Origin of the sequence: Actinomadura sp. NTSP31, from assembly GCF_041951385.1 — a bacterium.
GTDB lineage: Bacteria > Actinomycetota > Actinomycetes > Streptosporangiales > Streptosporangiaceae > Spirillospora > Spirillospora napierensis.
Map to the genome: position 1 here is coordinate 280,861 of NZ_JBGNUT010000006.1, position 22,299 is coordinate 303,159.

At 71.9% G+C, this 22,299-nt stretch carries 21 protein-coding genes; 15 read left to right on the forward strand and 6 right to left on the reverse strand.

Annotated elements, in window-relative coordinates; genetic code table 11:
* Window positions 1–8: 8 nt before the first annotated feature.
* Complete coding sequence (locus ACA514_RS13220) at window positions 9–647, reverse strand: TetR/AcrR family transcriptional regulator (protein WP_375041374.1); 639 nt, start codon at window positions 645–647, stop codon at window positions 9–11.
* A 474-nt stretch (window positions 648–1,121) separates the two neighbouring features.
* Here ACA514_RS13220 and ACA514_RS13225 point away from each other — a divergent pair, with 474 nt between their 5' ends.
* The 10 genes from ACA514_RS13225 (at window position 1,122) to ACA514_RS13270 (ending at window position 11,155) form a co-directional block, all read left to right on the forward strand.
* Entirely contained in the window at window positions 1,122–1,949 is an 828-nt protein-coding gene (locus tag ACA514_RS13225; RefSeq protein WP_375041375.1) for an MlaE family ABC transporter permease, read from the forward strand.
* Between the two features lie 10 nt (window positions 1,950–1,959).
* Window positions 1,960–2,814: an ABC transporter permease gene (locus tag ACA514_RS13230; RefSeq protein ID WP_375041376.1), complete on the forward strand. Its 855-nt coding sequence runs from the start codon at window positions 1,960–1,962 to the stop codon at window positions 2,812–2,814.
* On the forward strand, window positions 2,811–3,875 hold the full coding sequence (locus ACA514_RS13235) for an MlaD family protein (protein ID WP_375041377.1): 1,065 nt from the start codon (window positions 2,811–2,813) through the stop codon (window positions 3,873–3,875). The genes ACA514_RS13230 and ACA514_RS13235 overlap by 4 nt, the downstream gene beginning before the upstream one ends.
* On the forward strand, window positions 3,875–5,026 hold the full coding sequence (locus ACA514_RS13240; RefSeq protein WP_375041378.1) for an MCE family protein: 1,152 nt from the start codon (window positions 3,875–3,877) through the stop codon (window positions 5,024–5,026). Before ACA514_RS13235 ends, ACA514_RS13240 begins: the two co-directional genes overlap by 1 nt.
* On the forward strand, window positions 5,023–6,102 hold the full coding sequence (locus ACA514_RS13245) for an MCE family protein (RefSeq protein ID WP_375041379.1): 1,080 nt from the start codon (window positions 5,023–5,025) through the stop codon (window positions 6,100–6,102). The genes ACA514_RS13240 and ACA514_RS13245 overlap by 4 nt, the downstream gene beginning before the upstream one ends.
* Window positions 6,099–7,139: an MCE family protein gene (locus ACA514_RS13250; RefSeq protein ID WP_375041380.1), complete on the forward strand. Its 1,041-nt coding sequence runs from the start codon at window positions 6,099–6,101 to the stop codon at window positions 7,137–7,139. Before ACA514_RS13245 ends, ACA514_RS13250 begins: the two co-directional genes overlap by 4 nt.
* Before the next feature lie 8 nt (window positions 7,140–7,147).
* Window positions 7,148–8,176, forward strand: coding sequence for an MCE family protein (locus ACA514_RS13255; protein WP_375041381.1), 1,029 nt, complete (start codon window positions 7,148–7,150; stop codon window positions 8,174–8,176).
* A complete protein-coding gene (locus ACA514_RS13260) occupies window positions 8,173–9,465 on the forward strand; it encodes an MCE family protein (RefSeq protein ID WP_375041382.1) in 1,293 nt (430 codons plus the stop codon). Before ACA514_RS13255 ends, ACA514_RS13260 begins: the two co-directional genes overlap by 4 nt.
* Window positions 9,462–10,391: a hypothetical protein gene (locus ACA514_RS13265; protein WP_375041383.1), complete on the forward strand. Its 930-nt coding sequence runs from the start codon at window positions 9,462–9,464 to the stop codon at window positions 10,389–10,391. Before ACA514_RS13260 ends, ACA514_RS13265 begins: the two co-directional genes overlap by 4 nt.
* Before the next feature lie 176 nt (window positions 10,392–10,567).
* Entirely contained in the window at window positions 10,568–11,155 is a 588-nt protein-coding gene (locus ACA514_RS13270; RefSeq protein ID WP_375041384.1) for a TetR/AcrR family transcriptional regulator, read from the forward strand.
* A gap of 139 nt (window positions 11,156–11,294) precedes the next feature.
* On the opposite strand, the gene ACA514_RS13275 is transcribed toward ACA514_RS13270, so the two are convergent.
* Window positions 11,295–11,996, reverse strand: a complete 702-nt coding sequence (locus ACA514_RS13275) for a CaiB/BaiF CoA transferase family protein (RefSeq protein WP_375041385.1) — start codon at window positions 11,994–11,996, stop codon at window positions 11,295–11,297.
* On the reverse strand, window positions 11,996–12,118 hold the full coding sequence (locus tag ACA514_RS13280; RefSeq protein WP_375041386.1) for a hypothetical protein: 123 nt from the start codon (window positions 12,116–12,118) through the stop codon (window positions 11,996–11,998). The genes ACA514_RS13275 and ACA514_RS13280 overlap by 1 nt, the downstream gene beginning before the upstream one ends.
* Window positions 12,119–12,169: 51 nt before the next feature.
* Between ACA514_RS13280 and ACA514_RS13285 the strand changes: the two genes are divergently transcribed.
* Window positions 12,170–13,357: an acyl-CoA dehydrogenase family protein gene (locus ACA514_RS13285; RefSeq protein WP_375041387.1), complete on the forward strand. Its 1,188-nt coding sequence runs from the start codon at window positions 12,170–12,172 to the stop codon at window positions 13,355–13,357.
* Between the two features lie 51 nt (window positions 13,358–13,408).
* Here the strand turns inward: ACA514_RS13285 and ACA514_RS13290 are convergent, their stop codons facing one another.
* The 3 genes from ACA514_RS13290 to ACA514_RS13300 are packed head-to-tail and all read right to left on the reverse strand — an operon-like array spanning window position 13,409 to window position 16,255.
* The gene (locus tag ACA514_RS13290) at window positions 13,409–14,197 is read right to left on the reverse strand and encodes a citryl-CoA lyase (protein ID WP_375041388.1); all 789 of its coding nucleotides are present in this window, start codon (window positions 14,195–14,197) and stop codon (window positions 13,409–13,411) included.
* Between the two features lie 26 nt (window positions 14,198–14,223).
* Complete coding sequence (locus ACA514_RS13295; RefSeq protein ID WP_375041389.1) at window positions 14,224–15,420, reverse strand: CaiB/BaiF CoA transferase family protein; 1,197 nt, start codon at window positions 15,418–15,420, stop codon at window positions 14,224–14,226.
* 43 nt (window positions 15,421–15,463) lie between these two features.
* A complete protein-coding gene (locus ACA514_RS13300; RefSeq protein ID WP_375041390.1) occupies window positions 15,464–16,255 on the reverse strand; it encodes an IclR family transcriptional regulator in 792 nt (263 codons plus the stop codon).
* 423 nt (window positions 16,256–16,678) lie between these two features.
* On the opposite strand from ACA514_RS13300, the gene ACA514_RS13305 reads away from it, so the two are divergent.
* From ACA514_RS13305 to ACA514_RS13320, 4 genes are read left to right on the forward strand one after another with little or no spacing between them, the layout of a single operon-like run.
* Window positions 16,679–18,157, forward strand: a complete 1,479-nt coding sequence (locus ACA514_RS13305; protein WP_375041391.1) for an aldehyde dehydrogenase family protein — start codon at window positions 16,679–16,681, stop codon at window positions 18,155–18,157.
* On the forward strand, window positions 18,154–19,260 hold the full coding sequence (locus ACA514_RS13310) for a zinc-binding dehydrogenase (RefSeq protein ID WP_375041392.1): 1,107 nt from the start codon (window positions 18,154–18,156) through the stop codon (window positions 19,258–19,260). Before ACA514_RS13305 ends, ACA514_RS13310 begins: the two co-directional genes overlap by 4 nt.
* Window positions 19,257–21,077 (forward strand): thiamine pyrophosphate-binding protein, encoded by a 1,821-nt coding sequence (locus ACA514_RS13315; RefSeq protein WP_375041393.1) that lies wholly within the window; start codon window positions 19,257–19,259, stop codon window positions 21,075–21,077. Before ACA514_RS13310 ends, ACA514_RS13315 begins: the two co-directional genes overlap by 4 nt.
* 46 nt (window positions 21,078–21,123) lie before the next feature.
* On the forward strand, window positions 21,124–22,281 hold the full coding sequence (locus ACA514_RS13320) for an ABC transporter substrate-binding protein (protein ID WP_375041394.1): 1,158 nt from the start codon (window positions 21,124–21,126) through the stop codon (window positions 22,279–22,281).
* Window positions 22,282–22,299: the final 18 nt, after the last annotated feature.

The window sequence follows — 22,299 nt, forward strand, 5'->3', positions numbered from 1 at the left end:
GCGGGGCGCTAACGCGACTCCTGCGGCTCCGGTGGTCCGGGGGCCGTGTCCAGCACGGCTCCCGGGTCGCCCTCGTAGCGCCGGAGGCAGCGTTCGACGAATTCGACGGTCTCGGCGTGGCCGGCGGACATCCCGAGGCCCGCCCGTTCCATGACGAGTACCCGCGACACGCTCGTCATGAGCACCGACAGCGCCAGCGGAGGGAACTCCTCGACGTCGATCCCGTACCGGCCGGCGAGGCCGGCGATGGCCTCGGCCTGCGCCTGCCGGAAACGGTCGGCGTAGCGGGCGATCTCCGCGCGCAGTTCCTTGCGGTGGTTGGCCAGCGCGACGAACTCCATCGTCAGCGCCACCGTGGCCGGGTCGGTGCTGTACTCCCACAGGGCCCGCAGCGGCCGTGCGGAGGCCAGCGCGCGCGCCTGCGCGTCGAGCCCCTGCTCGGCACGGCGCCGGAAGAGCTCGAGGAACAACTCGTCCATCGTCCGGAAGTAGTAATGCACGAGCTGATGTTTGAGGCCGGCCTCCTCGGCGACGCGCCGCGAGGTCACCGCGGCGTACCCCTCCTCCAGCATGAGGCGCTCGGCGGCGTCGAGCAGGACGCCCCGGTTCCTGGCGTCCGGCGCACCGATCCGGCGGCGCGTTGCCATGCGTCTCGCCTCCGACCCGCACCCGGGATGGTGCACTGCCCGACCCGCCCATGATATCGGGGCCGATCACCGGGCCCCTCGACCGTACGAGCGCGGGCCGGCGCCGCGCCCGCCCGGGGCCGCGCGCCCTCGGGCTCCGGTCGGTCGCGGGAAGCCGCGGCCACGCACCGTGACCGGCCCGTCCGGGACGAGTACTTGACAATACTGTGTGCGCGAGTGTGTACTGTCGCTCTCTGAGATGTAAGTCACATATGAGAAACCTGCATATTTTTGTTCGCAGGCAACAAGAATCCCAATCTCATTGTCGACGATGATGATTCTCGCGGCGGCACGGGGCCGCCGCCCTCGCCATGGCGGGCGCCGCGGACCGCGGGCGACGGCGGCCCGGTCCGATCTGGGCCGGCGCGGCGCCGGCGGCCCGCACCGGATCCGGAAAGAGGGAGGCAGGATGCGAGCACGGCAAGGGGCCGGTCCATGAACGCGGCCGTGGAGACCCGGCTGCGCCGGCCCCGCCCCGCGTGGACCGGTCCGCTGCGGCGGTTCCTGTTCGGCTGGCTGGAGCAGGCCGGCCTGCTGTTCGCCATCACCCTCGAGGGGTTCCGCAAGACCTGGGACGTGCGGCGCTGGTGGGCCGAGTGGATCGAGCAGTGCTGGTTCATCGCCCGCGTCACGACGCTGCCGGTGATGCTGATCGCGCTGCCGCTGGGCGGCACGATCGCGCTGCAGGTCGGGCAGATCGTCCGGCAGATCGGCGCCGAGTCCGGCACCGGCGCCACGGTCGTGCAGGCCCTGGTGACGCAGGTGGCGCCGATGGCGGCGGCCCTGCTGATCTCCGGGGCGGGCGGGTCGGCGATCACCTCCGACATCGGCTCGCGGCGCATCCGCGACGAGCTGGACGCGATGGAGGTGATGGGCATCAACCCGGTGCACCGGCTGGTCACGCCGCGGCTGTGGGCGGCCAGCACGGTCGGGGTGATGCTCTGCTCGCTGATCATCCTGGCGGGCATCGCCGGCGGCTTCTTCTTCAACGTCGTCCGGGAAGGGGTGACGCCCGGCTCCTACTTCGACGGGGCGACGTCGCTCCTGCAGCTCTCCGACCTGCTGATCACCCTGTTCAAGGCGTGGGTGTTCGGCTTCATCGCCGCCGCGGTGGCCTGCTGGAAGGGCATGACCTGCCGGTACGGCGCCAGCGGCGTCGGGCGCGCGGTCAACCAGTCGGCGGTCGTCGCGGCGATGCTGGTGTTCGCGGCGAACTACGTGCTGTCGACGCTGGCCTACAGCCTCTTCCCGCCCCGGATCTGACGGAGAGCCGATGAACTCCATCGTCCCCTACCGCGCGGCCGTGCTGCTGCGCAGGCGCCGATGGCGTCCGCGCGCCCCCGAGTTCACCGAGTTCCTGGTCTTCTCCGGCATGGTCCTGCACCACATGGTGGTCGACATCGCGCGGGGCAGGCACCTGAAGGCCGTGATCCGCCAGGTCTCCGACATCAGCGCCGGCGTCGGCGCGGTCGTGATGGGCCTCGGCATGGTCGTCGTCATCTTCTTCATGTCGTTCTTCACCGGCACCACCGTCGGCCTGCAGGCCATCCCCGGCCTGCAGCGGGTCGGCGTGCAGTCCCTCGCCGGGATCATCGCCAGCTACGCCAACGTGCGCGAGGTGACCCCGATCATCGCCGGGGTGGCGATGGTGTTCCAGCTCGGCGGCCAGTTCACCGCCGAACTCGGGGCGATGCGGATCTCCGAGGAGATCGACGCCCTGGAGGTCATGGGCATCAACTCGCTGGCCTACCTCGTGTGCACCCGGCTGGCGGCGGCCCTGATCACGCTGGTGCCGCTGTACCTGCTGGCGCTGTTCGCCAGCTTCTTCGCGACCCGGATCATCTCCATCGACTTCTTCGGCATCTCGCCCGGCATCTACGACTACTACTTCCACCTGTACCTGCCGCCGATAGACGTGTTCTACAGCGTCCTGAAGGTGGTGGTGTTCACGGTGATCATCGTGCTGGTGCACTGCTACCGCGGCTACAACGCCAGCGGCGGGCCGGTGGGGGTGGGCCTGGCGACCGGGCAGGCGATCCGCGAGTCCATGGTGGCGATCGTCATGGTCAACCTGCTGCTGTCCTACATCTTCTGGGGCAACGGCGGAACAGTGAGCCTGACCGGATGAGAACCGTCGACCTCACCCCGCGCACCCGCCGCCGGTTCGGCGCCATCGGGGCGGCCCTCGTGGCCGGCTCCGCGCTGGCGTCCTACCTGGCGGCGCGCGACACCCACCCCGGCTCGACGTACCTGAAGGCGACCTTCGGCCGGGCCGGCGAGGGCCTGGACGACCGCTCCGACGTCAAGATCCGCGGCGTCAAGGTCGGCCAGGTCGCCTCGGTGAAGCTCACCGCCCAGGGCCGCGCCCTCGTCACCGTCCGGCTGAACCACGGCGTCCACGCCCCCACCACCTCCGCGGCGGCGATCTCGCCGCTGTCGGCGTTCGGCCCCAAATACGTCGACCTGCGGCCCGGCCAGGGCGAGGGCAGCGGACCGTACCTGCACGACGGCGGCACCATCGCCAAGACCATCGACCCGCAGGACCTCACCGACGTCGCCGCGCCCACCGTCGACCTCCTCGACGCGCTCGGCCCGAGCGACATCGCCACGGTCATGCGGACGCTCGGCGCCGGGCTGGACGGCCGGGGCACCGAGCTCGCGGGCCTGGTCGACGACTCGGCGAAGCTGCTCGGGTTGACCGCGCGGCGCAGCGGCGACCTCGGCTCCCTCGTCACCGACGGCGGCGCGCTCGCCGGCACGGCCGCCCGGCACGGCGACCAGATCGGCGGGATCGCCGACGACCTGAACCTGGTCGCGCCGGCCATCACCGGGGACCCCGCCCAGTTCGACAAGCTGCTCGGCGGCCTGGACGAGTCGTCCCGCACCCTCACCCAGATCCTCGCCGCGAACCCGAAGGCCGCCGGGAAGGTGATCGACGCGGTCACGCCCGCCGGCGACGTCCTGTACAGGTACCGCGGCTACTTCCCCGACCTGATCAGCAGCAGCGGGCTGATCCTGACGCAGCTCACCGGCATCGCCAACATCCCGGGCCCGCACGGCACGCTGCTGTCGCGGGTCACCATCCACATCAACCCGAGCACCGCGCTGTGCGACTCGCTGCCCGGCGTCTGCGCGCCGATCGAGCCAGCGGTGCCCAACCGGCCCAGCCCGCCGAAGGGGGCGAACTGATGCCCCGCCCCCACAGGTTCAAGCTGCGCACGCAGGGCCTGGACATGCGTTCGGCGCGCAAGTTCGTGGTGTTCGGCATCGTCACGACCCTGCTCACCGTCTACATGGCGTTCCGGATCGTCGGCACGAACTGGGGCGCGGGCCTGCACCTGCGGGCCACCTTCGACGACGTCAGCGGGCTGCGCTCGGGCGACCAGGTCAAGGTCGCCGGCACCCCGGTCGGTCGGGTGACCTCGGTGAAGGTGGCGGACGGGCGCGCCGTCGTGGCGATGAAGATCGACGATTCGCTGCACATCCCGGCCGACTCCTCGGCGGTCATCCGGTGGAAGGACCTCATCGGCAAGCGCGAGATCTATCTGGAGACCGGGACCAGCGCCACCAGGCTGAAGGACGGGCAGCGCCTCAGCCGCACCCGCTCGGCCGCCGACCTCGGCGCGCTCATCAACGACCTGGGCCCGCTGGTCGGCGGCATCGACCCCAACGAGATCAACAAGATCCTGCAGTCGTTCGCCACCGCGCTGGACGGGAACCAGGACAAGGTCAACCAGATGGCGACGAACCTGGGCGCGCTGCTGCAGACGCTCGGCGCCCGCAGCGACACCATCCGCCAGATGATCGGCAACTACAAGACGGTCACCGACGCGCTGGCCGCCCGCGACCGGCAGATCGCCCAGACCATCACCAACCTCACCGACCTCACCCGGGCGTTCGCCCAGGACCGCGCGGCCCTCGGCACCGCGAGCACCCGCCTCGGCGACCTCGCCACCAACCTCGACACGGTCCTCGGCGGCTCCGCTCCGCAGCTCGGCCGGCTGGTCGGCGGCACCGCCGACCTGATGGAGATCGCGCACCGCAGGATGCGCGACCTCGACAAGATGGTGAAGAGCCTGCCGTCGGCGCTGCAGGCGCTGCTGACCCTGATGGACGGCGGCAAGTTCGTGCGCGGCAACGCCTTGTGCATGAACGTCGTCTACTCCGACACCTGCCCGTTCCCCGAGAACCTCCCGCCACCGCCCGTGAGCGGTTCGGGCGGCGGATCCAGCGGTCCCGCGGTGACCTCCAACGACGCGAGGCTGACCCCGGCCCAGCAGCAGGTGTTCCAGGCCATGGTCAAGATGGCGTTCCTCGGCGGCCAGAACGGGGGCCGATGATGGGCCGGATCAAGGACGGATTCGCGCGGTCGTTCCGCGACCGCAATCCCGTGGCGATCGCCGCGGTGTCGATCCCGGTGCTGGCGGCGCTGGTGCTCGCGGCGTACGCCTACGGCTCGCTCGGCCTGTTCCAGGGCGGCTACACCGTGAGCGGCGTCTTCACCGGCACCGGCGGCCTGCAGAAGGGCGCCGAGGTGCAGCTCGCGGGCGTCAAGGTCGGCAAGGTCAGCGGGATCGAGCCGGACTTCCGCAACGGCCACGTCGTCGTCACCTGGAAGGTCGACTCCGGGGTCAGGCTCGGGCCGCGGATGCACGCCGACATCCGGCTGTCCAACCTGCTGGGCGGCCAGTACGTCCGGCTGTCGGGACCGGTCGCCGCGCCCTACCTGAAAACGCTGCCGGACGGCCGGCGCCGGATCCCGCTGGAGCGCACCAGCATCCCGTACACGCTGAGCAACACGCTCGGCTCCGCGGCGACCATCGCCGGCAAGCTGGACGCGAAGTCGGTCGACCGGCTGCTCGGCGAGGCCGCGAAGGTGAAGCTGCCCTCGCAGCGGGAGACGGCGAAGATGCTGGCCGACCTGCGGAAGGTCAGCGCGGCGCTGAACGACTCGTTCCCGCAGGTCGCCGCGATCATCGCCAACAGCGGGAAGCTGAGCGGCGCCCTCGCGTCCAAGGACCGGCAGCTCACGCAACTGCTCGACTACGGCGACAGCCTGCTGAAGGAGCTGGTGCGCCGCCGTGACGACCTCGCCGCCGCGCTCGGCAGCGGCAGCCGGGTCGTGAAGAGCCTCGACGACACCCTCGCCAAGCACCAGAAGCAGCTGAACACCGTGCTCAACGACTTCCACCTCGCCACGCAGACGCTGGCCGGCGAGAACCTGCCGTCCATGAACGTCGCCCTCGCCTGGTTCGGCCCCGCCTTCTACGGGCTGGGCACCGCCGGCAGCCGCGAGGGCCGCTGGATGGAGGGCGGCTTCGTCGGGTTCGGCCCGGTCCAGCCCGGTGTGGTCGGGCCGCAGCCGAACTTCAACCCGCCGAACTACCCGCTCGTCCCGACGGGACAGATCGGATGAGGCGCCCGCTCCGCCGGCCGGCGGCCGCGCTCGCGGCGGTCCTCCTCGGCGTCGCGCTCAGCGCCTGCTCGGTGCTCGGCGGCCCGCTGTCGTCGGGGTCGTCCTACCGCGTCACCGCCTACTTCACGCGGGCCGTGTCCTTCTATCCCGGCTCACAGGTCCAGGTCATGGGGGTCAACGTCGGCAAGGTCGACTCGGTCACCCCGGTCAACGGGCAGGTCCGGGTCGTCGCCTCGATCGACGGCGACGTGCCGCTGCCCGCGTCGGCCGGCGCCGCGATCGTGCCGCTGAGCCTGATCGGCGAGCGCACGCTGACGTTCAGCCCGGCCTGGCATCCCGGCCTGCCCAAGATGGCGGACGGCGCCGTGCTGCGCACCGACCGGACGCAGGTGCCGGTCGAGGTCAACGACGCCCTCAAGTCGTTCGGCAAGCTGCTGGACAACTTCGACCCCACCAAGGCCGACACCGCCCTCGGCACCGCCGCGGGCAGCCTCAACGGCAACGGCACCGCCTTCAACCAGGCGTTCCAGCAGGCCGGGCAGCTGGTGAACAACCTGGCCGGGCAGGACGAGCAGCTGCTGGCGGTCGCGAAGAACCTCGACCGGCTCGCCGGCATCGTCAAGGGCAGGGAGAAGACGCTCGGGACGCTGGTCAGCGACTTCTCCACGGCGTCCAGGATGCTGTCGGACGAGCGGCAGAACATCCGCACGCTGGTGGAGTCGATCGCCGACCTGGCCAAGCGCGGCGACGTCCTGATCAAGATGCACCAGGACACCATCCCCGCCGACCTGGAGCGGACCGCGCAGGTCAGCCTGATGCTCAAGGGCAGCGCGAACACGCTCGGCGGCGTGCTGCAGGCGCTGCCGAACTTCGGCTTCCAGTTCGTCAACGCCTACGAACCGAAGAACAAGGCGATCGTCCTGCGGGTCACCCTCGACAACTTCGCGCGCTCCTACCTGGCCGCGCTGCTGAAGGAGCCCACGATCAACGAGAACGTGCCGTGCCCGCTGCCGCCCCCCTACTCCAACTGCCAGTAGGAGCCACCGTGAGACGACCTCTCCTGCTCGCCGGGACGCTGGCGCTCTGCGTCTGCGCGGTGCTGTCCGGCTGCTCGGTCCAGACGCTGCACGCGCCCAAGGGGCCGCTCACCCTCACCGCCGACTTCACCGACGTGCAGAACCTCGTCGCCGGGCACAGCGTGAAGGTGGCGGACGTCGAGGTCGGCTCGGTCACGAGGATCGAGCTGGTGGACGCGGGGAACGGCTACCGGTCCCGGGTCGTCATGTCGATCAAGAAGGGGGTGCACGTCCCCACCGGGTCGACGGCCAAGGTCACCACGACGTCGCTGCTCGGCGAGAACTACGTGCAGCTCCTGCCGCCCGCCGGCCGGGCGCTGAACCAGGGGCCGTTCCTCGCCGACCACGCCCGGATCGCGCAGACCACCACCAGCCCCGGCTTCGAGGACATCGTCGGCAAGGCGGCCCCGCTGGTCGGCGCCCTCGCCGACGGCGACGCCCCCGGCCTGGTGCACACCGCGAGCACGGCGTTCGCGGGCCGCGGCCCGCAGCTCAACGCGATGATCGCCAACGCGGACACGCTGCTGAAGACCTTCGGCCGGCGCCGCGAGCAGCTCGGCCGGGCCGTCGACGACCTCGCGGACCTGGGCCGCAAGCTCGCCGCCCATGAGGGCTCGCTGAAGCGGCTGCCCGGACGGCTCGCCGACGCCACCCAGCTGCTCGCCGACGACCGGCAGAAGATCCTCACCGCGGTGCACTCGCTGTCGGAGCTGGCCAAGACGGTGAACGACACCGTCCTGATCGGCCACACCGACCAGCTCCGCCGGCTCATCGACCAGATGGGCCCCACGATGCAGGTGCTGGCGTCCGACAAGACCAAGCTCGGCACCCTCATCAACCGCGTCCAGGAGTTCGTGACCCGGATGCCCCGGCAGGTCTACAACGGGCAGCTGCTCACCTACCCGGTGATGGACTTCAACGGGTCGGCCACCCGGGGCGGCGGGAAGTCGCCCACCTCGCTCGCATCGCTCGTCCGCATGCTGGGACCGCAGGGATGACCCGCCGCATCAGCATCAACGTGGCCGCGTTCGTGCTGCTCGCCGTCGTCCTGACGGTGTGGTCGGTGCGCAGCGTGTTCGGGTTCGACCCGTTCTCGCGCCCCTACCGGATCACCGCGCACTTCTCCGGTTCGCCGGGGCTTCAGCCCAACTTCGACGTCACCTACCTCGGCGTCGCCGTCGGGAAGATCCACTCGGTGCGGCTGAAGGGCCGCGACGTCGTCGTCCGGCTGGACATCGACAAGGGGCGGCGGATCCCGCAGGGCGTGACCGCCGCCGCCGCGCTCAAGTCCGCGATCGGCGAGCCGTACGTGGACCTGGAGCCGGCGAACGGCGGGGCCGGCGCGCCGCCGATGCGGCCCGGCGACGTCATCCCGCTGTCGCGCACCAGCGTCAGCGAGAGCTACGGCGACCTGTTCGCGTCCGTGACGAAGGCGATCAACGGGCTCGACCCGAAGAACCTCAAGATCGTCACCCACGAGCTGGCGCGGGGGCTGGACGGGCGCGGCGACACGCTGCGGCTCAGCGTGGACGGCGCGTCCCAGCTCGCCGGCACGTTCGCCGCCCACACCGACACCCTCGACAGCCTGATCACCAATCTGAGCACCCTCACCGGCGTCCTCGCGGGCAAGCGGGAGGAGCTGGGCACGGGCATCGCCGGCATCGCCGACCTGACGTCCTCGCTCGCCGAGGTCGACGACTCGTTGAAGCAGATCCGCGACACCACCCCCGACCTGCTGGCGAGGACCGCGAAGGTGCTGCGCGAGTCCAAGCCCGCCGTGCAGTGCATGCTCGGCGCGCTGAGCGGGGCATTGCCCGCGCTGCTGACGACGGGCAACGTCGACGCCCTGTCCCGGGGCCTGCAGTGGTCGCCGCAGCTCGCGTCCGCGATGCGGGGCGTCATCACCTTCGTCAACGGCGAGCCGAACCTCAACATCAAGTTCATCCTCACGCTGACGCCGGTGAAGAGCGCGGTCGAGAACCGCAACCTGACCCCGCTGCCCTCGATCCCGAAGATCCCGACCTGCCCTGGCGTGGACCTGCCGAAGCAGCAGATCCCCCCGCTGAAGAAGACGAAGTCGGCCGACGAGGCGGGCGCGAAGACGACCGCCGGGGCCACGACGCCGGCCGCCGTGCCGGCGCGCAACGCCGCGAATGCCTCCCACCACGACCCGAAGATGTGGCTCATCTACATACCGCCGCTCGTGGCGGCCCTGATCCTGCTGCGCGTCCTGATGAACATGCTCGGCGTGGCATGGCGCCCGACCTGGAGGAGGAAAGGCCAATGACAGCCAAGGCATCCGGCATCCGGACGGCCGACGACGACGCCCCCGCCGTCGTCGAATACGACCGGACCTACGTCGTCGTCAGGACGAAGGGCAAGCGCAAGGCCGCCGAGCACCAGGACCCCGAGGCCCCGTCGGACGAGCCGACAGAGGAGCCGGAGGACGCGGAGCTGGAGGACGCGGAGGCGAACGACGCGGAGCAGAAGGACGCGGAGCCGGAGAAGCGGCGGGCGCGCCGGTCCCCGCCGGCCGCTCCGGCGCCCGCCGGCCGGAGGATCCCCAAGGTCGCGCCCGAGGTCTGGGCGGCGTCCCTCGCGAGCAGGACGGCCGTCCCGGCGAGCCGCCGCTGGTCCGTGGCGGCGCGGATCCTGACGATCGTGCCCCTCGTCGCCCTGGTGGCCGTGACGGTGCTCCTCTACACCGTCTGGCAGGGGAAGGACGACCTTGCCAAGGACGCCCAGCAGCGGCACAGCCTCGCCGGCAGCGCGGGAAAGGTCGCGAGTGTCTTCTTCAACTGGGACTACCAGCACATGTCCCAGTCGTTCGCCGCGAAGTACCCGCTGCTCACCAAGGCGGCCGCCGACGCCATCCGGCCGACGGCCGCCACCCTCACCAGCTACTTCACCACCAACAAGGTCAGCTCCAAGGCCGCCATCACCGGCATCTACCCGGGCGAGGTGAAGAACCGCGCCGCCAACGTCATGGTCGTCATCAACACCAGGGTGACGACGGCCAAGACCGTCCAGAGCAACACCGGCGCCACGGTCGCCCTCAGCATGAAGCTCGTCTCGGGCAAGTGGCTGGCGGGTAATATCACCCTGCTGAGCCAAGGGGTGGAATCCGCGACCGACGAGAACGGCAAGCCGCTCTCCGGCGGAACCGGCTCCGGACTGCCGGGCGCCCTTCCCTCGGCTCGACCGGCGCAGTGACGTGCGCGGCCCGGGGGCGGGTACCGCCGCGCGGCATCGTCACCGAGGCGGAACCGAAGTCGGCTTCCCGGCCCCGATCGGGCCGTTCGCTGTGAGAGGGACTGATGCGCACGCATGGGTGGCGGGGGAATCCCCCTCGCGACGACGACGAGGCCCGGCGCAGGATCATCGAGGCCATGATCCGGTGCGTGGACCGGTACGGCGCGCGCAAGACCGGCTTCACCCAGGTCGCGGAGGAACTCGGCGTCACCCGGGCGACGGTCTACCGCTACTACCGCAACATCGAGGAGCTGATCAGGGCCACGGGATTCGCCGCCGCCGCCGACTTCGAGGCGCGGATGGCCGCCGACATCGAGGACCTGACCGACCCGGTCCACATCATCGTCGAGGTCTTCGCCCGCGCGGTCGAGCAACTGCCGCGCGAACCCCATGTCGGAATGGTCTTCATCGCGGGCCATGCCGGCGGCCTGGGCTCCGACATCCTCTCGCCCGGCGCCCTCGCCGAGATGAGGACCTTCCTGCGCCGGTTGAACATCGACTGGGCCGCGCTCGGCTACGACGACGACGAACTCGGCAGCCTCGCCGAACTCTTCATGCGGCTGCTGTACTCCTACCTCTCCGTGCCCGAGGCCACCATCGGCGATCCGCGCCCGTTCCTCCGCCGCTGGCTCCAGCCCAGCCTGCTCGCCGCGTCCCAGCGGACGTCCGGCGGCGATCCCGTTCCGACGGGCCGCCCGGCCCCGACCCCGGAACCCCACCCGTGAGGCTGCGCGACAGGAGCGGCCCGGGTTGACGCAGACGCGGTCCCGGGCGAGAAGCCCTCCACCGCGGGCCCGACCTCCTCGATCACGCCGGCGGGTCCAGGCCGAAGATCGCCGGAAGCGTGGGCAGGGGGGTCATGCGTCATCGGTCCAATATCTCGCGGACCCAGGTGTCGTCCTCGCCGAGGCGCGGTGGGGCGAGCCGGTAGGCGGGCGGGGTCGCGGTGAGCCGGATCGGGTTGGTGACCAGGTCGGCGGGGCGGTCCCGGCGCGGGTCGTCCACCCGCACGGCGGGTGCGAGGCCGAGCCGGGTGCCGAGGTCGAACGCCTCGGCCAGGTCGTTGATGGGTCCGCACGGCACGCCGGCGTCGGAGATGGCCGTGAACCATTCGTCGGCGGTCCGGGTCCGCAGCGTCTCCGAGAGCGCTTCGACGAGGGCTTCGCGGTTGGCGACGCGGTCGGTGTTGGTGGCGTAGCGGGGATCGGCGGCCAGGTCTTCGCGGCCGAGAACGGTGCACAGGGCGCGGTACTGGCGGTCGTTGCCGGCGGCGATCACGATGGCGCGGTCGGCGGCGGGGAAGACCTCGTAGGGGACGATGCTGGGGTGGCGGTTGCCCATCGCCTTGGGCACCGCTCCGGCGGCGACGTAGGCGGACGCCTGGTTCGTCAGCGCCGACAGCAGCGATGACAGCAGTGACACCTCCACGTGCTGGCCCTCGCCGGTGCGGTCGCGGTGCCGGAGCGCGGCGAGGACGCCGGTGGCGGCGTGCAGGCCGGTGACGACGTCGACGAGCGCGACGCCGGCCTTGGTGCCTTCGCCGCCGGGCTCGCCGGTGACGCTCATCAGCCCGCCGGCGGCCTGGGCGATGAGGTCGTAACCGGGCAGGCCAGCATCGTGGCGTACGGCCCGGCGAGCACCCGGCTGAAATCGGCGACCAGCAGCCCCTCCAGCGCCCCGCTGCCCATGCGCACCCCTCCCCAGATCTGGATATTGGATCCAATTGTAGACTGCCGGGCATGACGACTTCACCGCGCCACCAGTCCGTGCACCCCACCGCCCTGTTCGGCATCGACGGGCTCCTCAGCGACGAGGAACGCGAGATCCGCGCGACCGTCCGCCGGTTCTGCGACACCGAACTGCGCCCGCACCTGCCCGAATGGTTCGACGAGGGCCACCTCCCGGCACGGGAGCTGGCCCGGCGGCTCGGCTCCCTCGGCGTGCTGGGCATGCACCTGGAGGGCTACGGCTGCGCCGGGATGGGCGCGGTCTCCTACGGGCTGGCGTGCCTGGAGTTGGAGGGCGCCGACTCCGGGCTGCGCAGCCTGGTGTCGGTGCAGGGCTCCCTCGCGATGTTCGCGATCTGGAAGCACGGCAGCGAGGAGCAGAAGCAGCGGTGGCTGCCCGCGATGGCGCGCGGCGAGGCGATCGGCTGCTTCGGCCTCACCGAGCCCGACTTCGGATCCGACCCCGCCGGCATGCGCACCCGCGCCCGCCGCGACGGCTCCGACTGGATCCTGACCGGCACCAAGATGTGGATCACCAACGGATCGATCGCCGACATCGCGGTCGTGTGGGCCCGCACCGACGACGGCGTCCGCGGCTTCCTGGTCCCGGCCGGCACGCCCGGCTTCCAGACCCGCGACATCGACCGCAAGCTGTCCCTGCGCGCCAGCGTCACCAGCGAACTCGTCCTGGACGAGGTGCGGCTGCCCGCCGAGGCGATGCTCCCGCAGGCGCGCGGCCTGTCCGGGCCGCTCAGCTGCCTGAACGAGGCGCGCTTCGGCATCGTGTTCGGCGCCATCGGCGCCGCCCTGGACTGCCTGGAGACCGCGATCGACTACGTCGGCCAGCGCCAGGTGTTCGACCGGCCGCTCGCCTCCTACCAGCTCACCCAGCAGAAGCTCGCCGACATGGCCCTGGAGGCCGGCAAGGGCCTGCTGCTGGCGATTCATCTCGGCCGCCTCAAGGAGGCCGGCACGATCACCCCCGAACAGGTCAGCGTCGGCAAGCTGAACAACGTCCGCGAGGCCATCGAGATCGCCCGCACCTGCCGCACCCTGCTGGGCGCCAACGGCATCACCCTGGAGTACCCGGTGATCCGCCACGCCGCCAACCTGGAATCGGTGCTCACCTACGAAGGCACGTCCGAGGTCCACTCCCTGGTCATCGGCCGCGCCCTCACCGGCACCTCCGCCTTCCAGTGACCGCGGCGCGTGGTGTTCCGGCCGCGGGGGCGGAACACCACGCGCCACTCCTCAGGCGTGGTGGGCGGGGAGGATGGCGCGGGGGATGGGGCCCTTGTTGCGTTGGCCGCTCTGGGTCTCCTCCCAGGCATGGGCGAGGATCCCGATGCTGCGGCTGAGGACGAACAGGCCGCGCGCCAGGGGAGCCGCAAAGCCCAGTTCGGCGTAGATGATGGCGGTCGCTCCGTCGATGTTCATCGGGACGGGCCTGTCCCGTCCCTCGGCGAGGAGGGTTTCCACCGACTCGCCGGCGCGGAGGTGGTCACCGGGCACGACACCGTCGCGGACGGCGTCCCGGACGAGGGCGAGGAGCGGGTCGCGGCGGGGGTCGCGGGGGTGGAAGCGGTGGCCGAAGCCGGGCAGGTAGCGGGGCCACGCCGCGATGGCCTGCTCGGCCGCCGTGCGCAGGTCCAGGCCGGCCGCTTCGCGTTCGAGGACGTCGTCCAGGAGCTGGACGCATTGCTCGCCCGCTCCGCCGTGCCCGTCGCCGAGGGTGTTGACGGCGCTGGCGACGGCGTTGTTGAGGCCGACGCCGCAGGTGGCGGCCATGCGGGCGATGGCGATGGACGGGGCCTGCGGGCCGTGGTCTACGGAGGCGACGAGGGCCGCCTCCAGGAGGGCGGCCTGGCGGGCCGTGGGCAGGTCGCCGCGCAGCATCAGCCAGATCATGGACGTCAGGCCGGTGGTGCCGATGAGGTCCTGGACGGGGCGGCCGCGCAGCTCGATGACGCCGGGTTCCATCCGGGAGATGGCGGTCGACCACCAGGCCGCGACGGCGCCGGTCGGGTCGATGTCGTTCACGGGAGCCTCCTGCGCTGGACTGTCGGTCATGGGGTGACGGCGCCGTCGGCCTGCCCGTTCCAGCGGTGCGCGAGGGCGGCGCGTTCGGCGTTCTGCTCGCCGAGCAGGGGCGGGGGAGCGGTGGGGCGCAGCGGTTCGCCGTCGTGCAGGACGCCGCCGCCGGCGACCTTGAGGACGCGCTCGGAACCGTCGGGGAAGGGGAGTTCGGTGAAGAAGCCGCGGTGTTCGAGCTGGTCGAGTTCGACGGCCTGGGGGACGGTGGCGACGCGGGCGGCGGGGACGCCGGCCGGGCCGAGGATCTCCTCCCACTCGCGGGCGGTGCGGCGGCGCAGGCTGAGGTTGAGCTCCCCGGTCAGCTCGTCGCGGTGGAGCTTGCGCTGCTCCCGGTCGGCGAACCGCGGGTCGGTGAGGAGGTCGGGCCGGTCGAGCAGGCCGCACAGCGTCTCGAACTGCTGCTGGCGGTTGGCGGCGATGTTGAGCGGGCCGTCGGCGGCCTCGAAGGTGCCCGAGGGGGCGGCGGTGGCGTTCTGGGTGCCCATCGGTTCCGGCGGGACGCCGCTGACCAGGTAGTTGGAGACCGCCCAGCCCATGGCCGAGACCGCGGACTCCAGCATGGAGACGTCGAGGAACGTTCCTTTTCCGGTGCGGGCGCGGCCCGCGAGGGCGGCGGAGATGTGCAGCGCGGCGGTCAGCCCGCCCACGGTGTCGCAGACGGGGAAGCCGATGCGCAGCGGGGCGGTCTCCTTGGTGCCGGTGATGCTCATCATCCCGGACAGGCCCTGGATGATCTGGTCGTAGGCGGGCGCCTGGCTCATGGGCCCGGTCTGGCCGAAGCCGGAGATGGCGCAGTAGACGAGCCCGGGGTTCAGCTCGCGCAGGCGGGGCCAGCCGAAGCCGAGCCGGGCGAGGACGCCGGCGCGGAAGTTCTCCAGGAGCACGTCGGCGCCGCGGACCATGTCCTCGAAGTCGGCGCGGTCGGAGGCGTCCTTGAGGTCGATCTCGACGGACTTCTTGCCCGCGTTCTGCGCCAGGAACGAGGCGCCGATACCGGACCGGTTCAGGTCGACGTCGGGGCCGAGGTGCCGGGCGAGGTCGCCCTGCCCCGGCACCTCGATCTTGACGACCTCGGCTCCCAGCAGCGCCAGCTGGTAGCCGCAGTACGGGCCGGCCAGCACGTTGGTCAGGTCGAGGACCCGGATGCCGCTGAGCGGTCGCTTGGGCATGCGCATTGCTCCTTCAGGTCACGGCGGGTGCCCGGTGCGCGGGTCAGCGCGCGGGGCTGAGCGGGTGGTCGAAGCCGCGTTCGGACATCTCCGCGGCCACCTCGCGCAGGTCCGCGGCGCACTGCTCGACGACGTCGTCGGGGAAGCGGACGGTGGGGCCGCTGAGCGACAGCGCGGCGACGACCGTGCCGGACCGTCCGAGGACGGGGACGGCGACGGCGGACAGTCCGTCCTCGCGCTCGCCGTGGCTGACGGCCCAGCCCCGGTGCGCCGCCTCGTCGATCCATTCGCGCAGGCGCTTGACGTGGCCCTCCCCGTAGGGGGAGCTGACGGCGATCCGCTTGAGGAGGGCGTCGGGCGCGTCGCGCAGGAGGGCCTTGGACGAGGCTCCGGCCCAGAGGGGGAGTTCGTCGCCGATGTGGACGACGTGGCGCAGCGGCTGCGGGCTCTCCTGCTGCGCGACGCAGACCCGGTAGATGTCGCGCAGCATGTAGAGGTTGACGGTCTCGCGGCGGCGCGCGCCGAGGTCGCGCATGAACCTGCGGGTCTCGGGGGGCAGTTCCCAGCTGCTGCGGGCCAGGTGGGCCCAGCGCCAGAGGCCGGGGCCGGGCAGGTAGCCGTTGGGCGCCGCCCACAGCAGGCCGTTCTGCTCGAGCGTCTGCACGAGCCGGATGACCGTCGTCTTGGCCAGCCCGGTCGCCTCGACGATCTCGCGGATCGAGATCACCGGACGGTCCTCGCCGAGCAGCGACATGATCTCGACGGCGCGCTGGACGCTGCGGACGCCCTGGGCGTCGGACGGCGGCTCGGCGCCGGGCTTGTTCGCTGGGCTCACTGGTCCTCGATCTCCCCGATATCGGCGGTGGCGTCCGGAAAGCTTGGCGTACTTCGTCCGGCCGCGGATGCGGAACGGCGGGCCGGCGCGGAGCCGTCCCAGCGCGGCCGGGGACGGCTCGTACGTTACACGCAGTCCATACAGCGGTCTAGTTGGACCGTCAGTCGGTCTTATAGGGCGATCGCGGGAAGTTTCGGCCCGGCCCTTCCTCTGGTGAGCCAAGTCACCTATAACTAACTCACTGGTTCGAACATTAGGAAGCGCCCGGGAAGGTGATGCAGGCGCACGACGGGGCGTTCGGGAGAGATGGCGGCCCCAACTTTCTCCCGGAGGGCCCTTGTCAGCGCTCGCCGCCGCCCCGTACGTTGGCTCGAAGTCCGCACGATGGCACTAAGAGTCCGCTTGGCGGATCAGGAGGAACGGATGCTGGAAGCGGTGCTCGCGGCAGCGGCCGAGGGCGAGCGGGTGCAGGCGGCGGCGCTGGTCGGCGGCCGGTGGACGTCCGAAGGCCCGCAGAACGAGCGCATCGGGCCGTACGTGCGCAGGCCGGTCAGCCAGGCTCCCGCGGCGGGCCCCGGCGACGTCGCGGCGGTTCGCGACTATGCGCACGCTTCCGCCCGCACGGTGGCGAGGCTGGCACCGGCCTCCCGGGCCGAGGTGCTGGAGCGGGCCTCGCGCGCCGCCGCCGAGAACCGCGACGGCCTCGCCCGGCTGCTCGCCCTGGAACTGGGGAAGCCGCTCAAGGACGGGCGCGGCGAGATCGACCGGGTCGCCGACACGTTCGCCGTGTGCGCCGCCGAGGCGCGGCAGATCGGCGGGGACAACCTGCCGGTCGCCGGATGGGCGCGCGGCACCGGCAACACCGCCTTCACCTACCGGGCCCCGGCCGGCGTCGCCCTGGCCATCACGCCGTTCAACGCGCCCGCGAACCTGCTCGCGCACAAGCTCGGCGCCTCGTTCGCCGCGGGCAACACGACGATCGTCAAAGCACCGCCCCAGGCGCCCGCCGTGTCCACGGCGATCGTGGCGTTGCTGATCGAGGCCGGGATGCCGTACGAGGCCGTCCAGCTGCTGCACGGGGACGGCTCCGTGGGCGCCGCGCTGTGCGCCGCGGACGAGGTCGCCGTCATCAGCTTCACCGGCAGCGGCGCGACCGGGAACGCGGTGGCCAGGGCGGCCGGGGCCAAGCGCCTCGTGCTGGAGCTCGGCGGCAACGCCGCGACGATCGTGTGCGAGGACGCCGACATCGCCGAAGCCGCCCGCATCTGCGCCCGCACCGGCTACAGCAACTCCGGCCAGAGCTGCATCTCGGTCCAGCGCGTGTACGTCCAGCGCTCCCGTTTCGAGGAGTTCCTCGACCTGTTCACCGGCCAGGTGGAGGCGCTGACCGTGGGCGACCCGATGGACCCGGGCACCGACGTCGGCGCGATGGTCGACGACGACGCGGCCGAACGCGTCGTGCGGTGGAGCGCGGAGGCCGCCGAGGCGGGCGCCCGCGTCCTGCTCGGCGGCAAGCGCGACGGCGCCACCGCGATGCCCACGGTCGTCGCCGACCCGCCCGCCACCTGCTCGGTCGTCCGGGAGGAGGTGTTCGGCGCGCTCGTCGCGGTGCTGCCGTTCGACGACCTGGACCAGGCGATCGAGCAGTGCAACCAGAGCCGGTACGGCCTCCAGGCCGGCCTGTTCACCCGCGACATGGACCGGATCATCACCGCGTGGCGCGATCTGGAGGTCGGCGGCCTCGTCGTGAACGGGTCGTCCAACTTCCGGCTGGACCACGTGCCGTTCGGCGGCGTCAAGGACTCCGGCTTCGGGCGCGAGTCGCCCCGCTGCATGGTCGACGACTACACCGTCATCAAGACGATGATGCTGCGCGGAACCTCCCTCTGGGGCACCGCGTGAAGGCGGCCGTCCTGCTCGCACCGGACGACGTCGCCGTGGTGGACGACCTCCCGGAGCCGTCCTGCGGGCCGCGGGACGTCGTCGTCGCCGTCCACGGCGTCGGCCTCTGCGGCTCCGACCTGGCCGTCGTCTCCGGCCGCCGCCGGGTGCCGGCCCTGCCGTGGGTGCTCGGGCACGAGGCGTTCGGCGTCGTCGTCGCCACCGGCGACGAGGTCGCCGACCGGTTCCCCGGGCAGCGCGTCGTCATCGAACCGAACTACCCGTGCCTGCGATGTGCGGCGTGCCGGACCGGTGCGACGGCGGGATGCCACCACCGCCGGGCGGCCGGCATCACCGAACCCGGGCTGCTCGCCGAGCGCGTCGCGGTCCCCGCCCGGTTCACCTGGCCCGTCCCCGAGTCGTGGGACGACGCCGACGCCGTGTGCGTCGAGCCGTTCACGGTGGCGCTCAACGCCGTCCGCATGAGCGGCCTCGCCCGGGGCGACGGATGCCTCGTCGTGGGCGCCGGCTCGCAAGGGCTGCTCGTCTCCATGGCCGTGGCGCACGCCGGGGGAGTGCCGTACATCGTCGAACCCCACGAGGGACGCCGCGCGCTGGCACTCGAACTCGGAGCCCGCGACGCCGCCGCGCTCGCCGCCGGAACGGCCTTCCCCGCGGTGATCGAGACGTCCGGCGCGCCCGAGGCGTTCGAGGAGGCGCTCGGACGCGCCGCGCCCGGCGGTTCCCTCATCGCCGTCGGCCAGAGCCCGCGGCCGGCCCGGCTCTCCACCTTCACCCTCGTGCAGCGGCGGCTGACCGTCCGCGGCTGCCTCATCTACGACCACCCGGCGGACTTCCGCCGCACCATCGCGCTGCTCGACGAGCACGGCCTGCACCCCGGCCGGGTCCTGCGCGAGCGCTTCGACCTCGACGAGGCGCCGAAGGCCTTCGCGCGGTCGGCCGAGATCGCCGGCAAGACCTGGATCAGTGTCGCCCGAGGGGGGACGACCCCCCGCACCCCCCGAGCCGGCTCCGCCGGTGGCGGCTTCCCCCGAACCGAGGAGACCCCCCGCACCGGCTCCGCCGGTGGCAGCTTCCCCCGAACCGAGGAGACCCCCTCATGACCGTGGACGTCCAGCCCCAGAGCGAGCCCGCCGTGTCGGTGTCCGCGGCGGAGGCGCTCGTCCGGCAGCTCGAAGGCTACGGCGTCGAGTACGTCTTCGGGACCTGCGGCCACACCAACATCGCCCTGCTGGACGCGCTGGGCCGCAGCCCCATCGAGTTCGTCATCGCCCGGCACGAGCAGGCCGCCGCGCACGCCGCCGACGGCTACGCCCGCGCGTCCGGACGGCCGGGCGTGCTGCTCGTCCACGTCGGGCCGGGCATGATGAACGCCGTCACCGGCGTCGCGACCGCCGCGCTCGACTCCGTCCCGCTGATCACCATCGCCGGGGACGTCCCGTCCTACTACCGGGGACGGCACCCGCACCAGGAGGTCAACCTCCACAACGACGCCGACCAGACCGCGATCTACCGGCCCTTCGTCAAGCGCGCCTGGCACGTGCACCGCGCCGAGGACCTCGGGCGGTTCACCGAACGCGCGTTCTGGACGGCCACCTCGGGGCGCCCCGGCGCGGTGCTGCTGAACGTCCCGATGGACCTGTTCTCCCGGCCCGTCGCCCCCGCGGACCATCCGCTTCCGGCGCACGAGTCCCTTCCCGGCCTGCCGGCGGCGACCGCCGAGCGGATCGCGGCGCGGCTCGCCGGGGCCGAGCGTCCGCTGATCTACCTCGGCGGCGGCCTGCGCGGGGAGACCGGGCGCCGCGCGCTCCTCTCCCTCGCCGAGCACCTCGACATCCCGATCGTCCATTCGCTGATGGGCAAGGGCGCCGTCCCCGACGGCCACCCGCTGCTCCTCGGCATGCCGGGCTTCTGGGGGCTGCGGACCACCAACGACTACGCCCGCGACGCCGACGTCGTCCTCGCCCTGGCGACCAGGTTCGCCGAGACCGACGCCAGCTCGTGGGACGACCGCTACACCTGGAACCTGGGCGGCCCCGACGCCGCGGACACGCGGGGACGGCTCATCCAGATCGACATCGACGCCGCCGAGATCGGACGGAACTACCCGGTGGAGATCGGCGCCGTCGCCGACGTGACCCTCGCGGTCCAGGCGATCGGCAGGGCCGTCCTGGCCGTCCACCCCGAACCGGTCGCCCGCCCGGAGCTGCGCGAACGGATCCGCACCTCCCGCACCGAGCTGTTCGAACGGAGCCGCGAGCGCGGCCGCAGCGGCGACTTCCCGCTCCGGCCCGAGCGCATCCTCGCCGACCTGCGCGAGGCCCTGCCCGCCGACGCGGTACTGGTCACCGACGTCGGCTGGAACAAGAACGGCGTCGCGCAGTGCTACGAGCTGCCCGCGGAGGGCCGCTTCATCACGCCCGGCGGCGCGTCCACCATGGGCTTCGGCCCCGCGGCGGCGGTCGGCGTGCAGATCGGCGCCCCGGACCGCGTCGTCGTCGCGCTCGTCGGCGACGGCGGGATGAGCGCGCAGTTCCCCGCCGTCCCCATGGCCGTGGAACAGGGCCTGCCGGTGATCTTCGTGGTGATGAACAACCGCGCCCACGGCACGATCGCCGACCTGCAGGCCGCCAACTTCGGCGCCAGCTACGGCTGCGAGTTCCGCGACCCCGAAGGCCGCCCCTACAGCCCCGACTTCGCCGCCTACGCCGAGGCGTGCGGAGCCGACGGGCACCGCGTCACCGCACCGGACGCCCTGCTGCCGGCGCTGCGCGCGGCCGTCACCGCGCGCCGCCCGGCCGTCCTGGACGTGCCGATGGTCAACGAGCCCGTGCCCACACCCGGGCACTGGAACATCAACGACATCTACCAGGGTGTCTTCCCCGACGACGGCGGCCACCCCTCGCCGCGCACCTCCTGAGCCGAATCCACCCACCCCGACATCCCCACCCACCGAGGTGAAATCCATGCGCACCATCCCCCGACTCCGTGTCTCCGCCCTGGCCGCCGGAGTCCTCGCCGCGGGCCTGACCGCGGCCTGCGGCGCCCCCGGTGAGTCGAAGGACTCCGGCTCCGGCGGCAGCGGCCCCATCAAGATCGCCGTGGTCGACGCGCAGAGCGGGCAGCTCAGCTCGCTCGGCAAGTGGGAGTACAAGGGCGCCAAGCTCGCCGTCGACGAATGGAACAAGGCCGGCGGCATCGGCGGGCGCACCATCAAGCTGGACGTCTTCGACGACCAGGGCGACCCGACCGTCGGCACGAACATCGCCCGCAAGATCGGCAGCCAGCACTACATCGCGATGATCGGCACCGCGGAGAGCGCCGTCACCATCGCCATGGCGCCCACCCTGCGCCAGGAGGAGATCCCGAACATCGCCTCGGGCCAGTCCAACGGGATGGTGGCGCTCAAGAGCCCGTTCCTGTTCCTCAACGGGCCCACGTCCACCACCTACGACGAGACGCTCGCCAAGTACGTCGTGGACACCAAGAAGATGAAGAAGATCGCGATGATCAGCAACAACGGCTCCTACGGGAAGGGGGAGCACGACGCGTTCCTCAAGGCGCTGAGCGACCGCGGCGTCAAGCCCGTCGCCGACGAGACCGTCACCACCGACCAGAAGGACTTCAGCGCCCAGCTCACCAAGATCCGGCAGAAGTCGCCGGAGGTCGTCTTCATCGGCTCCGAGGAGGTCGAGTCCGGCCTCATCGTCAAGCAGGCCCGCGACCTCGGCATCGACGCGCCGTTCGCCGGCGCCGCCCCGCAGGGCACCCCCGTGTACCGCGACACCGCGGGCGTGAAGAAGGTCGAGGGCACCATCGTCAGCTCGCCGTACCTCAGCAACGACGTCAGCGACGCGTCCAAGAAGTTCGCCGCCGCCTACAAGGCCGCCTACGGCGAGGACGCCGAACTGCACGGGGCCAAGGCCTACGACGGCACGTCGATCCTGCTCACCGCGCTGAAGAACAGCAACGTCGCCACCGGCAGGAAGCTGGCGGACGCCATCCGCGCCGTCCGGTACCAGGGGCTGCTGGGCGACTTCCAGTACGACGACACGGGGGTCGGCATCAAGGCGACCACCATCGGGATCATGAAGAACGGGACCGTCGTCAAGGCCGACGGCTGACCGGCGGACGCCCCGGAC

Coding starts and splice junctions, on each gene's coding strand:
- ACA514_RS13230 (WP_375041376.1), top strand. CDS start 1,960: ATGAACTCCATCGTCCCCTACCGCGCGGCCGTGCTGCTGCGCAGGCGC.
- ACA514_RS13245 (WP_375041379.1), top strand. CDS start 5,023: ATGATGGGCCGGATCAAGGACGGATTCGCGCGGTCGTTCCGCGACCGC.
- ACA514_RS13270 (WP_375041384.1), top strand. CDS start 10,568: ATGATCCGGTGCGTGGACCGGTACGGCGCGCGCAAGACCGGCTTCACC.
- ACA514_RS13240 (WP_375041378.1), top strand. CDS start 3,875: ATGCCCCGCCCCCACAGGTTCAAGCTGCGCACGCAGGGCCTGGACATG.
- ACA514_RS13320 (WP_375041394.1), top strand. CDS start 21,124: ATGCGCACCATCCCCCGACTCCGTGTCTCCGCCCTGGCCGCCGGAGTC.
- ACA514_RS13305 (WP_375041391.1), top strand. CDS start 16,679: ATGCTGGAAGCGGTGCTCGCGGCAGCGGCCGAGGGCGAGCGGGTGCAG.
- ACA514_RS13315 (WP_375041393.1), top strand. CDS start 19,257: ATGACCGTGGACGTCCAGCCCCAGAGCGAGCCCGCCGTGTCGGTGTCC.
- ACA514_RS13285 (WP_375041387.1), top strand. CDS start 12,170: ATGACGACTTCACCGCGCCACCAGTCCGTGCACCCCACCGCCCTGTTC.
- ACA514_RS13280 (WP_375041386.1), bottom strand. CDS start 12,118: ATGGGCAGCGGGGCGCTGGAGGGGCTGCTGGTCGCCGATTTCAGCCGG.
- ACA514_RS13250 (WP_375041380.1), top strand. CDS start 6,099: ATGAGGCGCCCGCTCCGCCGGCCGGCGGCCGCGCTCGCGGCGGTCCTC.
- ACA514_RS13225 (WP_375041375.1), top strand. CDS start 1,122: ATGAACGCGGCCGTGGAGACCCGGCTGCGCCGGCCCCGCCCCGCGTGG.
- ACA514_RS13235 (WP_375041377.1), top strand. CDS start 2,811: ATGAGAACCGTCGACCTCACCCCGCGCACCCGCCGCCGGTTCGGCGCC.
- ACA514_RS13260 (WP_375041382.1), top strand. CDS start 8,173: ATGACCCGCCGCATCAGCATCAACGTGGCCGCGTTCGTGCTGCTCGCC.
- ACA514_RS13295 (WP_375041389.1), bottom strand. CDS start 15,420: ATGCCCAAGCGACCGCTCAGCGGCATCCGGGTCCTCGACCTGACCAAC.
- ACA514_RS13220 (WP_375041374.1), bottom strand. CDS start 647: ATGGCAACGCGCCGCCGGATCGGTGCGCCGGACGCCAGGAACCGGGGC.
- ACA514_RS13275 (WP_375041385.1), bottom strand. CDS start 11,996: ATGAGCGTCACCGGCGAGCCCGGCGGCGAAGGCACCAAGGCCGGCGTC.
- ACA514_RS13265 (WP_375041383.1), top strand. CDS start 9,462: ATGACAGCCAAGGCATCCGGCATCCGGACGGCCGACGACGACGCCCCC.